Origin of the sequence: Roseateles sp. (assembly GCF_047654805.1) — a bacterium.
Lineage (GTDB): Bacteria > Pseudomonadota > Gammaproteobacteria > Burkholderiales > Burkholderiaceae_C > Pelomonas.
On sequence record NZ_JASGIV010000001.1, the window covers coordinates 4,690,563 to 4,705,677 of the forward strand.

Annotated in this window: 9 protein-coding genes; 1 reads left to right on the forward strand and 8 read right to left on the reverse strand. The window is 70.8% G+C overall.

Annotated features, from left to right (window positions below; translation table 11 throughout):
- Positions 1–2: 2 nt before the first annotated feature.
- Positions 3–1,133 carry a Kelch repeat-containing protein gene (locus QM732_RS21145; RefSeq protein WP_415658061.1) on the reverse strand — a complete coding sequence of 377 codons (1,131 nt, stop codon included), beginning with the start codon at positions 1,131–1,133 and terminating at the stop codon, positions 3–5.
- A gap of 120 nt (positions 1,134–1,253) precedes the next feature.
- On the opposite strand from QM732_RS21145, the gene QM732_RS21150 reads away from it, so the two are divergent.
- Complete coding sequence (locus QM732_RS21150) at positions 1,254–2,849, forward strand: DUF4139 domain-containing protein (RefSeq protein ID WP_415658062.1); 1,596 nt, start codon at positions 1,254–1,256, stop codon at positions 2,847–2,849.
- 15 nt (positions 2,850–2,864) lie between these two features.
- On the opposite strand, the gene QM732_RS21155 is transcribed toward QM732_RS21150, so the two are convergent.
- From QM732_RS21155 to QM732_RS21185, 7 genes are all read right to left on the reverse strand, one after another.
- A complete protein-coding gene (locus tag QM732_RS21155; RefSeq protein WP_415658063.1) occupies positions 2,865–3,368 on the reverse strand; it encodes a YybH family protein in 504 nt (167 codons plus the stop codon).
- 84 nt (positions 3,369–3,452) lie between these two features.
- Entirely contained in the window at positions 3,453–4,712 is a 1,260-nt protein-coding gene (locus QM732_RS21160; RefSeq protein ID WP_415658064.1) for a glutamate-5-semialdehyde dehydrogenase, read from the reverse strand.
- Between the two features lie 20 nt (positions 4,713–4,732).
- Entirely contained in the window at positions 4,733–6,553 is a 1,821-nt protein-coding gene (locus QM732_RS21165; RefSeq protein WP_415658065.1) for a hypothetical protein, read from the reverse strand.
- Between the two features lie 72 nt (positions 6,554–6,625).
- Positions 6,626–9,508: a M16 family metallopeptidase gene (locus tag QM732_RS21170; RefSeq protein ID WP_415658066.1), complete on the reverse strand. Its 2,883-nt coding sequence runs from the start codon at positions 9,506–9,508 to the stop codon at positions 6,626–6,628.
- 70 nt (positions 9,509–9,578) lie between these two features.
- On the reverse strand, positions 9,579–10,574 hold the full coding sequence (locus QM732_RS21175; protein ID WP_415658067.1) for an AEC family transporter: 996 nt from the start codon (positions 10,572–10,574) through the stop codon (positions 9,579–9,581).
- Between the two features lie 4 nt (positions 10,575–10,578).
- Positions 10,579–12,447: an ATP-binding protein gene (locus QM732_RS21180; RefSeq protein WP_415658068.1), complete on the reverse strand. Its 1,869-nt coding sequence runs from the start codon at positions 12,445–12,447 to the stop codon at positions 10,579–10,581.
- A 58-nt stretch (positions 12,448–12,505) separates the two neighbouring features.
- Positions 12,506–15,097: a DNA topoisomerase III gene (locus QM732_RS21185; RefSeq protein ID WP_415658069.1), complete on the reverse strand. Its 2,592-nt coding sequence runs from the start codon at positions 15,095–15,097 to the stop codon at positions 12,506–12,508.
- Positions 15,098–15,115: the final 18 nt, after the last annotated feature.

Sequence of the window (15,115 nt, forward strand, 5' to 3'; positions counted from 1 at the left end):
TGCTAACGGGCGCCCGCCGCCCGGGGCCTCCCGTCCCGGTTGACGACCCAGGTCCTCGCGGTGGGGCGGATCTCGCCGTCATAGCCGCCGGCAACCAGCAGCGCCCCGCCGGGCAGGGGCGTGGCAGTGCTGAAGGCCAGCGCGCCGCCGACGAGCCCCCGGGCCTTCACGAAGGCCGCCGCGCCCGGCGTCCACACCTCGACGTCGGCGGCATCGCCGGCCACCACGACATCGCCCTCCGCCGTCACGGCGGCAGCGGAGACGATCTTGTAGCGCGGGTTCTGCAGGGCCGGCCCCGGTGTGAACTCGCCGGTCCGGGGGTCGAAGATCTCCGTCTGCGCGATGCGGCGCTGCTCGTTGCAGTCGGGCGAGCCCGCGATCACCATCACCCGCTCGTCGCGCAGCAGCAGGGCCGCGTGCTTGCAGCGCGGCATGCGCATCGCCCCGGCGGACGAGAACGTGCGTGTGCGCGGATCGTAGATCTCGGCCGAGGCCGTGGCGCGTCCCCGCGCCACCAGGCCGCCCATGACGAGGACGCGGCCATCGGCCAGGCGCACTGCCGCGTGATGGGCGCGCGCCTCGTGCAGGGCACCGACGGCCGTGAACCGGTTCTGCTCGAACACCTCCGCACCTGCCAGCGGGCGGTTGGTGTCCGCGGCCCCGCCGGCGATCAAGGCGGAGCCGTCGGACAAGGGCGTCAGCGTGGCGTCCATGCGGGCCATGCCCATGTTGCCGAGGGTCACGAAACGATGCGTCCGCGGATCGAAGACCTCGGCGGACGCGGTGGTGGCCGCCCCCGTCCAGCCGCCCGCGACGAGCACGCGGCCGTCGCCCAGGCGAGCCGCCGCATGGGCCACGCGGGCCACCGCCATCGATGCCACGGGCGCCGGCCGGCCGGTCGCGCCGTCGACCAGCTCGGCGGAACGCTCTGCCGGCGTGCAACTGGCGCCACTGCATCCCCCCGTCAGCAGCACCTGGCCGTCGACCAGCAGCGTGGCCTGGTGGGCCGCGCGTGGCGTCGACAGCACCGGCCCCGTATCGACACGCCACACCGGCGCCAGCAGCAAGGGGGCGGCCACCGCGGACGTGGCCAGCAGGGCCAGGCCGGAGCCTGGGAGCATGCGCAGTTTCATCGGAACTCCTGCCGTGCGAATCGACGGCTGGATCCTAGCCCTCGTCGCTCCTGTCGCCATGGACCGCCACCGGCTGGTGCTAGCCTGCCGCCCTGTTGCATGGACCATTGGAGAGGCCGCATGACCCGAATCCCTTCCACCTGGCTGATGACGGCCGGCCTGCTGGCCACGGCGGCCCAGGCGCAAGCGCCGTCGCGCATCGACGAGGTCCTCGTCTACCCGGGCGGTGCCCAGGTCACGCGGCTGGCGGCGGTGGCCGCGAACGCCCGTGAGCTGGTGCTGCACTGCCTGTCGGCGCGCTTCGACCCCGACTCGCTGCAGATCGACGCGCCGGCCGGCGTCAACCTCGGCCCGGTGCAGCTGGAAACGCTGCCGCGCGAGCGCGCCCCCGAATGCGCCGCCAGCCCGCTGGACGAGCAGGTGCGCAAGCTCGAAGCCCAGCGCGACCTGCTCACGGCCGAGAACACCGCGCTGGACACCAGCCTGGGCTACCTGAAGGCACTGGGCTCGGGCGAGGCCCGCTCCACGCCGGCCGCCAGCATCGCAGCCACGTCCGACGGCATCCGCAGGACGGCGCAGGACGCGCTGCTGCGCCAGGCCCAGATCCGCCGCCAGCTGGAGGAGCTGGACCGGCAGATCGCGCCGCTGCAGGGCGAGCGTGAACGCCTGGCCAGCGCCAACCCGCAGTGGCGCAGCCTGCGCCTGCGGCTGTCCACGACGCGCGAGGCCGAGCTCAAGCTGAGCTACCGCGTGACCCAGGCCGGCTGGGCGCCCAGCTACCGCGCGCTGCTGGACACGGCCAGCGGCACGCTGAGCCTGGAGCGGCTGGCCCAGGTCTCGCAGCAAAGCGGCGAGGACTGGAAGAACGTCAAGCTGCGCCTGTCCACGGCGCAGGTGACACCGCGGGTGGGTATCGGCCTGCCGCGGCCCTGGCAACTGGACATCTACCGGCCGCAGCCGCCGGCCCTGACGCAGTCGGTGCAGCCGATGGCGGCGCCGGCGCCCGCCCTGGTATCCCAACTCGCCGTGACCGGCTCGCGCGTCGCTGCGGAACCGCAACTGGAGCGCTTTGACGTCAGCGTCTTCCAGGGCAGCTATGCCGCCGAGTTCGTGCTGCCGCTGCGCGTCAGTGTCGACAGCGGCACGCAGCGCGCCAGCCTGGCCCTGGGGCAGGAGAAGCTGCAGGCCAGGGTGCTGGCCCGCGTGCAGCCGCAGGCCGAAGCCGCGGCCTATCTGGTGGCCGACGCGGCCAGGCCCGCCGGTTCCTGGCCGCGCGGCGTGCTGCAGCTCTTGCGCGACGGCGCCCTGGTGGGCAGCAGCACGCTCAATGTTGCGAGTGGCGAGGAGCGCCTGGAGCTGCCCTTCGGCCGCGACGAGGCGCTGCGCGTGCAGATCGAGCCCGAACAGCGCAACGCCGCCAACACCGGCTTCATCGGTGCACGCGCCGAGCACCGCTACGGGCGCGCCTATGTCGTCGAGAACCGCCACACGGCGGGCACGGTCACGCTGCAGCTCGTCGAGGCCGCACCGGTCGCCCAGCATGAGGACATCAAGGTGCAGTCCCAGTTCAACCCCGTGCCCACGACGCAGAGCTGGCGCAAGCAGCCCGGCCTGGTGCTGTGGGAGCAGCCGCTGGCGGCGGGACAAAGCAACCGGTTCTCGGCGGACTACGTCATCAGCGCGCCCAAGGACGCGCAGCTGACGGGCTTGCGCTGAGCACTTGGGGCCGACTCAGCCGCCCGCCGGGCGGGAGGCCGGCTGCGGCGGACGCGGGGGCGCGTTGGCGTTGTCCATGTCCGACACGATGAGCCAGCGGCCGTCGACGCCCCGGCGCAGCACCAGCGTGAACTTGCCGAAATCAGGCTGGGTCGGCGACGAACCCCAGCCGCCGATCACGTAGGCCAGCTCGCCCGACTCGCCGAACGCGATCGGTCGCAGGTGCAGTGGCATGCCCGCGCCTTGCGAGTAGGCCCTGCGAATGCTCTCCGGGCCACGGGCGGGAGGCTGGCCGCTGGGCAGGGCCATGCCATCCGCAGCGAACAGCTTCGACAGCGCCACCGGATCGTTGGCCTCCCAGGCCCGCGCGTAGTCCTTCAGCACGCGCTCCACATCGACCGGCAAGCTGACGCTCGGCTGCGCCTGGGCCACCGCCCCGGTGGGGCCGGTGGCGAAGGCAAGGGCGAGCACGAGCGCGACGGTCGGGGCGAGGATGGGAGCGGGGCGGGAGTGCTTCATGGTCGGGACGAGGGTCGAGGTGCGGACGCCGCAACCATCATCACCCATTCGGCAGCGCCGGCGCCGTGCCGGGCGTCATGCCGGTCAGCTCCTGACTTCGCCCTGCCCCAGCACCACCCACTTCATTGACGTCAGCCCCTCCAGCCCCACCGGCCCACGGGCGTGGAACTTGTCCGTGGAGATGCCGATCTCGGCGCCCAGCCCGTACTCGAAGCCGTCGGCGAAGCGCGTGCTGGCGTTGACCATCACGCTGGCCGAGTCGACCTCGCGCAGGAAGCGCATCGCGCTCGGGTGATGGGTCGTCAGGATCGCGTCGGTGTGGTGCGAGCCGTGGCGGTTGATGTGACTGATCGCCTCGTCCAGCGAGTCCACCACCTTGATGCTGATGACGGGCGCGAGGTACTCGGTGGCCCAGTCCTCTTCCGTCGCCGGCACCGCCTGCGGAACCAGCGCACGCGTGCGGCCGCAGCCGCGCATCTCCACGCCCTTGGCCGTGAACACCTCGGCGATGCGCGGCAGGAAGGCGCGGGCCTGTGCCGCATGCACCAGCAGCGACTCGGTCGCGTTGCAGGGGCTGTACTTCTGCGTCTTGGCGTTGTCGACCACCTTGACGGCCTGCTCCAGGTCGACGAACTCGTCGACATAGCTGTGGCAGTTGCCGTCCAGGTGCTTGATGACGGGCACCCGGGCCTCGGCACTGATGCGCTCGATGAGCCCCTTGCCGCCGCGCGGGATGATGACGTCCACCCATTGCGGCGCTGCGATCAGCAGGCCCACGGCGGCACGGTCCGTCGTGTTGACCAGCTGCACGGCCGCGCGCGGCAGGCCCGCCTCCTCCAGCGACGCGGCGACCAGCTCGGCCAGCGCCAGATTGGAATGGATGGCCTCGGAGCCGCCGCGCAGGATGCAGGCGTTGCCGCTCTTGATGGCCAGCGACGCGGCCTCGATGGTCACGTTGGGGCGGCTTTCGTAGATCATGCCGAACACCCCCAGCGGCACGCGCATCTGCCCGACGCTGATGCCGGTGGGGCGGCGCTTCACGCCGGTGATCTCTCCGATGGGGTCGGGCATGGCGGCGATCTGCTCGCAGCCTTCGGCCACGGTGGCCAGCGTCTTGGCATCGAGCTTGAGGCGGTCACGCAGCGGGCCGCTGAGCTCGCCAGCTCCGGCCAGGTCGCGCGCATTGGCTGCGGCGAGTGCCGGGCCGGCCTCGCGCAGGCGGCGGGCCAGGGCCAGCAGCGCGGTGTTCTTGGCGGCCGTGGAGGCGGCGGCCATCTGCGTGGCGGCGGCGCGGGCGGCGCGGCCGAGGTCGTCCATATAGGCGGTCAGGCTCATGGCCGCCATTTTCGTCGAGCCCCCTTGACCTAGAGCTTGGTGAGGTCTGGTCCGCCCTCCGTGCCGAACCAAGCCTTGCTCAACGCCTGGCGAGTGCTGCGCTCGGCCGAGGTGTCGCCGCGCTTGCGGTAGACCTCGGCCAGCGCCGCCAGCGCCCAGCCGTTGTTGCGCACGCGGGCCAGCGATTCGCGCAGCGCCTTCTCGGCCTCGTCCAGCCGCCCCTGGCGCAGGCGCACCGCCCCCAGGGACTGACGCACCGGGTAGTACCAGTAGGGTGGCTCGGTATAGGCCAGGCCGTCCTCGATGGCGACGGCCTGCTCCAGCGCCGCGGCGGCGCCGGCCAGGTCGCCCTGGGCATCGGCGACGCGGGCGCTGGCGACCAGGCGGGCCGTCTGCGCGATGGCCTTGGCCGGGATACCCCAGGCGTCGAATGGTGCGAAGTCGGCATCGTTCTCCAGGGCCGTGATGGCCGCGATCTCCTGCTGGGCCGCAGCCACGTCGTGGCGGGCGGCCTGGGCCACGGCGCGTGCGTAGTGGTACATGACGCGAACCAGTACCAGCTCCTGCGCCGGCGCCGCAAGCTTCAGGATGACGTCGGGGGGGCTGAACTGCGCATGCGTCGTGTAGGGCGCGGCCTTGACCGGCTGCATGATGGGATAGGCCTTGACGACGTCGTTGGCCATGGATTCGTCCAGCTTGGCCGCGGCTTCGATGGCCGTGCGAGCGGCCCCTCCCATCTGGGCCGACACCATCAGGAAGTGGATGTTGTGGGGGTAGTAGGCCGAGCGGTACAGCGGGTCGGAAGGCGACTTCTTGAAATAGGCCTCGTCGACGGCAATGGCCGCTCGGTTGGCCTCCAGCGCCTCGCGGTACAGGCCCACGCGGTAGTAGATGTGCGAGGGCATGTGGACGATGTGGCCGGCGCCGGGCATCTGCGCCGCCAGGCGGCGCGCGGGCGCCAGGGCACGGTCGGGTGTCGTCGACGCCTCCACGGCATGGATGTAGAGATGGATGGCGCCGGCATGGCTCGGGTTGCGCTTGAGCACGGTCTCCAGCATCGCCACGATGTCGGCCGTGCGGCCCTTGGGGCGGGCGCCGGCAGCCTCCCAGTAGTCCCAGGGCTGGGTATCCATCGCAGCCTCGGCGGCAAGCACCTGCATCAGGTCCTCGCCGGGATACTGGGCCGCGACGCGCTTCATCGCGTCGGCATAGGCGGCGTCCAGCGGCGCGCGGTCGGCCGGCGGCTCGGCGGCATAGCGGGCCTGCAAGGCCTCGACGAGGGCGCGCTCACGCGCGGGCAGCTTGTCCTTGAGCAGCACGGCGCGCTGCAACTGCCCCCAGGCCGGCGCGTTGGCCTCTGGCAGCATGGGCACGTTGATGTTGGGGCCCAGGATGAGGCTCTCGCCCCAGAAGCACAGCCCACAGCCGGGGTCCAGCTTCTGCGCGGCCTGGAAGGCGCGCTGGGCCTCGGCATGGTTGAAGGCAAAGGCCAGGCGCAGCCCCTGGTCGAAATAGGCCTGCACCCGGGGCGAGACATGCTCGAGCTTGAAGCTCATGGACCCCAAGTCCTTGTAGACCGGCACCTCGCCCGGCGCGGCCTTCATGGGTGCGGGCTGGAAGGGTGCCGTCTCGGTCTTGCGCGGGGCGGCGGCCGTGGCGGCGACGAGGGCCTGCAGGAGCGCCGGCCGGCCCGCAACCGGGGGCGCGCAGACACCGCCCGGGCCGCTCAGCAGCGGATCGAAGGCAGCGGCCTGGTCAGTGCTGCCGGCCAGGGCCGTGAGTCCGAGACCCAGGCCGGCGGCGGCCAGGGCCTGCAGCAGGCGAGAGGCGAGTCGATGGCGAGCATGCATGCGTCCTCCAGGCCCGGCGGGGGCCGAGCAGGCATGCTCGCACCGGCCGTGCCGGGGCGCAATCGGGCCATGTCAGGGGCGGGGCTGTCCCCCGGCCTGCCCCTCGGCCTGTCCGTCCGCGTTGAGCAGCTCGGCCTTGCGGCCGATGGCCTGGAGCTGCGGCACGATCTTGGCCTTGTCGCCGACGGCGACGACGATGAGCTGGGCCGGGTCGAGGTGGTCGCGCGCCGCCTTCAGCGCCGCGGCCGCGGTGACTGCGGCCAGCTGCCCCGGCTCTGCGGCGATGGCACCCAGCGGGCGGCCCACGGCCCAGTTGGCGGCATAGGCGCCGACGACGGCCTGGTTGGTGTCGAAGGAGCCTGGCAGCGACAGCAGCCGGGCATTGCGCACCCGCGTCAGCTCGGCCGCTCCCATGGGCTTGGCGCGCATGCCGGCGATCTCCTTCCACATGTCTGCCAGGGCGGCGCCGGTCACGTCGGTGCGCACACTGCCGCGGATGCCGAACTGGCCGCGCTCTCGGCCCATGGCGTAGCCCGAGAAGATGCCGTAGGTGTAGCCCTTGACCTCGCGCAACTGGCTGTTGATGCGGGAGGTGAACAGGCCGCCGAGGGCCGCGTTCATGACCTCCACGGCCGCCCAGTCCGGCGCGGCCGCGAACGGCCCGGGCGCGACGACGGCCAGCGCCGTCTGCGGCGCACCGGGCTTGTCGACGACCAGGGTGCGCGCGGCCACGGGCCTGGCGGCAGGCAGGGGCGTGGCGGGCGCGGCCTCGCCGCTGGGCTTCCAGGCGCCGAACAGCGGCTCGACAAGGGCACGCAGCTCGGTCTCGCTCAGGTCGCCGGCGACGACCAGGGCCGCGCGCTCGGGGCGGTAGTGGCCCTGCCAGAAGCTGCGCAGCGCGGCCGCGTCGACGGCCCTGATGCTCGCCTCGGTGCCCAGCGCGTTGGCCGCCAGCGGGTGGCCAACGCCGTAGACGGCGCGGTTGCCAACGACATTGGCCAGCAGCGCGGGCTGCTCGCGCGCCTGGGCGAGCGCGGCGAGGCGCTGGGCCTGCTGGCGCTCGATCTCGGGCGCCGCGAAGGCGGGGTTCAGCACCACGTCGGCCAGCAGCGCCAGGCCCTCGCTGGCACTGGCCTTCAGCCCCGAGAACTCGACGCGCGCCTCTTCGCTGCCGGCCTGGGCCGTCAGCGTGGCCCCCAGCGCCGCGAGGCTCTCGGCGATCTGCTGGGCGCTGCGTGTCGCCGTGCCCTCGGGCAGCATGGCCGCCGTGAAGCCGGCAAGGCCAGGCCGCTCCGCCGGGTTTGCACCCTGGCCGGCACGCAGCACCAGGCTGGCACTGACCAGCGGCAGCCCCGGCTTGGGCGAGTGGATGACGGTCAGGCCGTTGGCCAGCGTGAAGCTCTGCGCGGCGGGCAGCACCAGCGGTTTGGACTTCGCGGCGGCCGGCGGCTTGTTGCGCCAGGGCTCGGCGGCGTTCAGCGACTCGCGCTCGTTCCTGGCGGCCTTTGTCGGCATGGGCGGCGTGGGCACCTCGGGCGGCAGCACCTGCTCGCCGGGCAGGGCCTGCACCGCGACGCGGCGGTCCTTTTGCAGCCAGCGCGCCACCGTGGCGCTGACGGCGGCAGGCGCCATCGTGCGGTAGCGCGCCAGGTCCTGCCCGACGAAGCCGGGATCGCCGGCCATCTGGTTGTAGTGGTTGACGAGGTCGGCCAGCGTCGTGACCTTCTCCATGCGCTGCAGCAGCTGGGTCTCTATGGTGGCGCGGGCCTGGGCGAGTTCGGCGGCGCTGGGCGGTGTCGTCGCGAGCCGGGCGATCTCGGCATCGGCGAGCCGCTCGATCTCGTCCAGCGAGGCGCCCGGGCGGGCGACGATCTCGATGCCGAAGACCGAGCTCAGCGACTGCGAGTCCTGCGACACCTGCACGCTCTGCGCGAGCTGCTTGTCGCGCACCAGCAGGCCGTACAGGCGGCTCGCCTTGTCCCCGCCCAGCACGTGGGCGGCAACGTCCAGCTCGGCATCGCCCGCGGCGAACATGGCCGGCGTGTGCCAGGCCAGGTTGAGGCGGCTCAGCTCGATGCGGTCGGTGACGACGAGACGCCGCTCCTTCGTGATCTCGGGCATCGCGACGTGGACCTCGGGCGGCTTGGGGCCGGGCTTGAGCGTGCCGAAGTACTTCTGCACCAGCTCGCGGGCCTGCCTGGGATCGAAGTCGCCGGCCAGCACCAGCGTGGCATTGTTGGGCCGGTAGTAAGTGCGGGCGAAGTCCTTCACGTCCTTGAGCTGGATGCTCTGGATGTCGGCATGCGAGCCGATCACGGCGGCCCGGTAGGGGTGGCCCTCGGGGTACAGCGCCTGGTACAGCGCCTCCTCGACGACGCCGTAGGGCCGGTTCTCGAAGCTCTGGCGGCGCTCGTTGCGCACCACGTCCTGCTGGTTGGCCAGCGCGACGGAGTCGACCTCGTCGATCATCCAGCCCAGCATGTCGGCCTTCAGCCACAGGCCCAGCGCGAGTTGGTTGGACGGCAGCGTGAAGAAGTAGTTGGTGCGGTCGAAGTTCGTGGAGCCGTTGCTGTCGGTGCCGCCGGCGGCGTCGACGAACTTGTCGAACTCACCCCGCGGCACATGGCGGCTGCCGGCGAACATCAGGTGCTCGAACAGGTGCGCGAAGCCGGTCTGGCCCTTGGCTTCGTTGCGCGGGCCGGCATGCACCCAGAGGTTGAAGGCGACGAGTGGCAGGCGGTGGTCCTCGACGAGGATGACCTCGAAGCCGTTGGCCAGCGTGAACTTCTCCTGGCGCACGGCGAGCTGGCCGGCCTCGGTGCTGACGGCCCCTGTCAGCGCAGCCGGTGCGGCCGGTGCGGCGCCCGCAGGCAGCGCTGCCGAGAGTGCACCGGCCAGGGCCAGCAGCGCGACGAGACGGCAAGGGACGGGGCGGCGGGGGACGGGAGCATTCATTCGTGTCGGTCCTCGAGAAGACAGAAGGGCATTGGGCAGCGGGCCCGGTAGGGCGCAGAAGTGCCGGGAGTCACCATGGAGAAACCCAGGCCAGCAGCGCCAGCCACAGCGGTGCCGTGGCGACGTAGAGCACCGTGGACAGCACGGTGGCAGCCGTGACCTCGGCCTCCAGCGTGCGGTAGCGCTGGGCGAAGATCAGCGCGTTGGAGCCGGTCGGCAGCGCAGCCAGCATGACGATGACGGCCAGCGGCAGGCCCTGCAGCCCCAGACCCCAGTGCGCGATGCCGAAGACGACGGCCGGGATCAGCAGCAGCTTGGCCGACACCAGGCCGGACAGGCCGCGCCAGGACTTGGGCCAGCCGTAGTAGGCCAGGGACATGCCGATCAGCGTCAGGCACAGCGGCACGACGGCGGTGCCGAGGTTCTGCAGCACCTCGTCCAGCACCGCGGGCAGGGCCCAGCCGGTCGCGTTCCAGCTCAGGCCGGCAAGCACCGGCAGCACGACCGGGTGGATGATGGTGTTGCGCACTGTCTGCAGCAGCGTCGCGCGGAAGCTGCGCGAGCCGCGCTCGCGGGCCACGTCGAGTTCGACGAGGCTGGTCAGCAGGGTGAGGATGGTCAGCGAGTGCAGGCTGACGACGGCGATGTGGATGGCCAGCCCCTGCTCGCCGAACACGCCGGCCGCCACCGGCACGCCCACCTGCAGCGTATTGCCGAAGCCGGCCGTGATGGCCTTGACGCTGGGCGCCGTCACGGCCTCCCCGGGCTTGCGGCGCCAGCGCTCGAACAGGTAGATCAGCGTGACGACGGCCAGCACCGGCACGAAGAAGGCGAACAGGAAGGCCCAGGGCAGCGTCGACGTGTCCAGCCGCGCCGTGGTACGGAACAGCAGCGCCGGCACGAAGATGTAGAAGGCCGCATTGGCGAGCACGCGCGCCGGGTCGCCCTCTTCCCCCGGCTGGCTGCCCGCCTTCCCGCCGCCCAGCCAGCGCATGCGGCCGACGATCCAGCCTATGGCCACGGCCACCAGAATGGCCAGCAGCTTGAAGGCGATCGCCCAGGTCATAGGTTCAGGCCAGCGGCAGCCTCAGCTCGAACTCGAAGCTGCTGCCCTGCCCGGCCGCACTCTGCACGAGGATCTGGCTGCCCATCAGGCGCACGAGCTGCTGGCTGATGGACAGGCCCAGGCCGGTGCCGCCCAGGTGACGCGACGCGTCGGAGACCTGCTCGAAGGCCTGGAAGAGCCGTGCCTGCTGGGCCGGCGTCATGCCGATGCCGCTGTCCACCACCGAGAACAGCAGTCGCACGTGCGTCCGCTCCTGCTCGATGACGCGGGTCGAAAGCTGGACGCGGCCGCTGTCGGTGAACTTGACGGCGTTGGACAGCAGGTTGAGCAGCACCTGACGCAGGCGCTGGCCGTCCACCATGACGAGATGAGGCAGGGCGGGATCGACGTCCAGGCCGAAGGCGAGGTGCTTCTGCTCGGCACGCAGGCGCACGCTGTCGCTGGCCATGTCCAGCAGCGCGCGCAGGTCGACGGCGGTGGGCTTGAGGCTGACCTTGCCGGCCTCGATGCTGGCCATGTCCAGCACGTCGTTGATGAGCTCCAGCAGGTGCAGGCCCGAGTCGCGCATCAGCTGCAGCTTGGCCTGCTGGCCGGGCGGGATGGCGGCGTCCATCTGCATCAGCTGCGTGAAGCCGAGGATGGCGTTCAGCGGCGTGCGGAACTCGTGGCTCATGGTCGCCAGGAAGCGGCCCTTGGCCTGGTTGGCGGCCTCGGCACGCAGCTTGGCCTCGCTGAGCTCGGCAGTGCGCTCGTTGACGAGTTCCTCCAGATGCTCGCGGTGGCGGGCCAGTTCGGCCTCGGCCTGGCGGCGCTGCGAGATGTCGCTGACCATGCCCTCGATACGCCGCTGGCCCCCGGCCCCCTCGGCCTCGACCCAGTGCGCGCTCAGCTCCACCCATAGCGGCCGGCCATCGGCACCGCGCAGCTGCAGCTGGGCCTGCTGGATCTTGCCCTGCTCGTTCATGACGGCGGCCACGCGCTGCATCTCGTCGTGCGCGATCCCGGTCAGCTCGCGCAACCGCTGGCCGACAGGGCTTTGCTGGCCCAGCCCCAGCATCTGCGTCAGGGCTCGGTTCATGCCGAGCACGCGGCTCTGGGCATCGGCCTGGAAGATGCCTTCGGTGGCGTTCTCGAACAGGCTGCGGTAGCGGGCTTCGCTGGCGCGCAGGCCCTCGGAGCTGAGCTGCACCTGGTCGGCAGCGCTGCGCAGCTTCAGGCTCATCGCGTTGAAGCGCATCGTCAGCTCGCCGATCTCGTCGGTGCGCTCGACAGTGGCCTGCGCGCCGAGGTCGCCCTTGGCAACGCGCTGGGCCAGGGCACCGAGCCTGTGCACCGGCCGACGCACCAGCCAGTGCACGAGCAGCGAGCTGGCGATGACGATGCCGACGACGACGACCGCCAGCAGCTCGACGACGAAGAGCCGCGTGCGCTGGATCTGCTCGTCGACGAGCTCGCGCGAGAAGACGAGGACAGCCGAAGCGACCTGCGTGCCTTCACCATTGGCAGCGGGTTGGTAGGTGACGGCGAACTCGCGCCGCAGCGGTGCGTCGACCGGCAGCTCCGCGCCGCGCCGCGCCAGGCCACCGCGCAGGCCCAGGCCCCTGAGCTCGATGGCCTGCACCTCGGGATCGGCCATGACGGCGTCGAGCAGGTTCTCGATGGCGACGTGGTCGAGGTTCCAGATCGGGCCGGCGAAGCCACGCTCGATGAGGCCGGCCATGCGCGCCTCGCGCTGGTTCAGCCCGGCCATCAGCTCGGCCTCCTCGTGCGTCGTCCAGTACCAGCCGACCGCCAGCACCAGCAGGCTCGCGACCAGCGCAATGCCGGCCGTCAGGCGTGTCTGTATCCCGATGTTGATCGGCGTCAACGCCATCCCCTGCCCTCCCCGTTTGGCCTGCTCAGGCCCATTCGGCGAGCATAAGGCCGCACCGTCAGGCCTTGGAGGTCGTCTTCTTCGCTGCTGCCTTCTTGGCCGGCGGCGCCTTGGCGGCGCGCGGCTCGAACTCGAAGACGACCTTGCCTTCCTTCTTGTCGTAGGCCAGGAAGGCCTTGAACTTGCGCCGGGTCTTGTTGGAGACGAAGTTCTCCAGCAGGTCGGTCTTGCCGTCTGCAAGCAGCTTGTGCACCTGGGCCGGCTCGATGGGCTGGGTCAGGATGACCTTGCCGGTCTTGAAGTCGCAGGTGACGTGGGCGCCGACCGAGTGCTCGCAGACGTAGTTGGCGCCATGTTCGTAGACATGGCCCTTGCACTTGGGACAGGCGCCCAGCGAGGCCTGGGCCGAGAAGTCCACCGGCTCGCCGTCGTTCTCGGCCTTCTTGGCGTCCTCGCCGAAGTCGAACTCCAGCTTCCAGTTGGCGATCTCGTCATCAAACACCAGCGCCAGCTCGGCGGTGAAGGGCCAGCCCGCCTTGGAGCGGAAGCCTTCCAGGGGACCGATCTTCTTGTCGCGCAGGAAGGTCTCCACCTCGTGCAGCTCGAAGCTGCGGCCGCCCGGGATCTTGCCGATGGAGAAGCCGCAGGCGTCGTCGCCCGTGCCGCTCTTGCCCGTACAGGTGAAGCGGCGGTAGTTCTCCTTCACGATGCCGGCGCACTTGGGGCATGGCGTCTTCAGCGTCGCGTAGTCGCCGGGGATGGTGTCGCGGTCATAGCCCTTGGCCTTGGCGACCATCTTCTCGGTCATGGCCGCGATCTCGGCCATGAACTGCTCGCGCTTGAGGCGGCCCTTCTCCATCTCGGAGAGCTTGAACTCCCAGTCGCCGGTCAGCTCGGGCTTGGTCAGGTCCTCCACGTCCAGGCCGCGCAGCAGCGTCATCAGCTGGAAGGCCTTGGCTGTCGGGATGAGCTCGCGGCCCTCGCGCAGCATGTACTTTTCAGTGATCAGGCCTTCGATGGTGGCGGCGCGCGTGGCCGGCGTGCCCAGGCCCTTCTCGGCCATGGCCTCGCGCAGCTCGTCGTCTTCCACCAGCTTGCCCGCGCCTTCCATGGCAGACAGCAGCGTGGCTTCCGTGTAGCGCGCCGGCGGCTTGGTCTGCAGCGCCTTCACGTCGACGCTCTCGGTGCGCACGACTTCGCCCTGCTGCACCGGCACCAGATTCGCGTCCTCGTCGTCCACATCCTTGCCGTAGACGGCCAGCCAGCCCGGCTTCACCAGCACCTTGCCGTTGGTCTGGAAATGATGCTTGTCCAGCACCTTGGAGATCCGCGTCGTGACCAGGAACTCGGCCGGCGGAAAGAACACCGCCAGGAAGCGCTTGACGACCATGTCGTAGAGCTTGGCCTCCACCTCGGTCAGCGCCTTGGGCGCCTGCAGCGTCGGGATGATGGCGAAGTGGTCCGACACCTTGCCGTTGTCGAACACCTTCTTGGTGGGCTTGATGTAGCCTTCCTTCAGCGACTTGGCGGCGTGCCCGGACAGCGCGGCCAGCGGCCCTGGCAGGTCCTCGGTCGCCAGCATCTTGGCGGTGTCCTTGGCCACCGCCAGGTAGTCCTCGGGCAGGAAGCGCGAGTCGGTCCGCGGGTAGGTCAGCACCTTGTGCTTCTCGTACAGCGCCTGTGCGATGGACAGCGTCGTCTTGGCCGAGAAGCCGAAGCGCGAGTTGGCCTCGCGCTGCAGCGTGGTCAGGTCGTACAGCGCGCCGCAGCTGGTGGTGCTGGGCTTGCTCTCTTCCGTCACCGTGGCGGGCTGGCCCAGTACCGCCTTGGCGATCTCGTCCGCCTCGGCCTGGGTCCACAACCGGTCGGCACGGCGCTCGACATCGTCGTTCTTCTTCCAGGCCGGGTCGAACCACTTGCCTTCGTACTGGCCAGCCTGGGCGTCGAAGTTGGCGCGCAGCTCCCAGTAGTCGCGGGCGACGTGCTTGCGGATCTTCTCCTCGCGCTCCACGACGATGGACAGCGTGGGCGTCTGCACCCGCCCGACGGTGGTCAGGAAGAAGCCACCGTCGCGCGAGTTGAAGGCCGTCATGGCGCGCGTGCCGTTGATGCCCACCAGCCAGTCGGCCTCGGAGCGGCAGCGCGCAGCGTCGGCCAGCGGCAGCATCTGCGCATCGCTGCGCAGCTTCTCGAAGCCCTCGCGGATGGCCGCGGGCGTCATGGACTGCAGCCACAGGCGCTGGATGGGCTTGTTGAGCTTGCCCTTGGCGGGCTGCGCGTACTGCTCGATGAGCCGGAAGATCAGCTCGCCCTCGCGGCCCGCGTCGCAGGCATTGATCAGGGCCGTCACATCCTTGCGGCGGATCAGCTTGGACAGCGCGTTCAGCCGGCCCTTGTTCTTGTCGATGGGGTTCAGGTCGAAGTGCGGCGGGATGACGGGCAGGTTGGCGAAGCTCCACTTGCCGCGCTTGACGTCGAACTCCTCGGGCGCTGCGATCTCCACCAGATGGCCCACGGCCGAGCTGACGACGTATTGCTCGTTCTCGAAGAAGTCGTCGTGCTTGTCGAACTTGCCCGCCACCGGGGTCAGCGCGCGGACGATGTCCTGCGCAACAGAGGGCTTCTCGGCAATGATCAGAGTCTTGCTCATGAGGTCGTGTCTCTCGGT

What these genes read in the sequence shown, in the direction of transcription:
- QM732_RS21145 (WP_415658061.1), bottom strand. Translation starts at nt 1,133, where the DNA reads ATGAAACTGCGCATGCTCCCAGGCTCCGGCCTGGCCCTGCTGGCCACG.
- QM732_RS21150 (WP_415658062.1), top strand. Translation starts at nt 1,254, where the DNA reads ATGACCCGAATCCCTTCCACCTGGCTGATGACGGCCGGCCTGCTGGCC.
- QM732_RS21155 (WP_415658063.1), bottom strand. Translation starts at nt 3,368, where the DNA reads ATGAAGCACTCCCGCCCCGCTCCCATCCTCGCCCCGACCGTCGCGCTC.
- QM732_RS21160 (WP_415658064.1), bottom strand. Translation starts at nt 4,712, where the DNA reads ATGGCGGCCATGAGCCTGACCGCCTATATGGACGACCTCGGCCGCGCC.
- QM732_RS21165 (WP_415658065.1), bottom strand. Translation starts at nt 6,553, where the DNA reads ATGCATGCTCGCCATCGACTCGCCTCTCGCCTGCTGCAGGCCCTGGCC.
- QM732_RS21170 (WP_415658066.1), bottom strand. Translation starts at nt 9,508, where the DNA reads ATGAATGCTCCCGTCCCCCGCCGCCCCGTCCCTTGCCGTCTCGTCGCG.
- QM732_RS21175 (WP_415658067.1), bottom strand. Translation starts at nt 10,574, where the DNA reads ATGACCTGGGCGATCGCCTTCAAGCTGCTGGCCATTCTGGTGGCCGTG.
- QM732_RS21180 (WP_415658068.1), bottom strand. Translation starts at nt 12,447, where the DNA reads ATGGCGTTGACGCCGATCAACATCGGGATACAGACACGCCTGACGGCC.
- QM732_RS21185 (WP_415658069.1), bottom strand. Translation starts at nt 15,097, where the DNA reads ATGAGCAAGACTCTGATCATTGCCGAGAAGCCCTCTGTTGCGCAGGAC.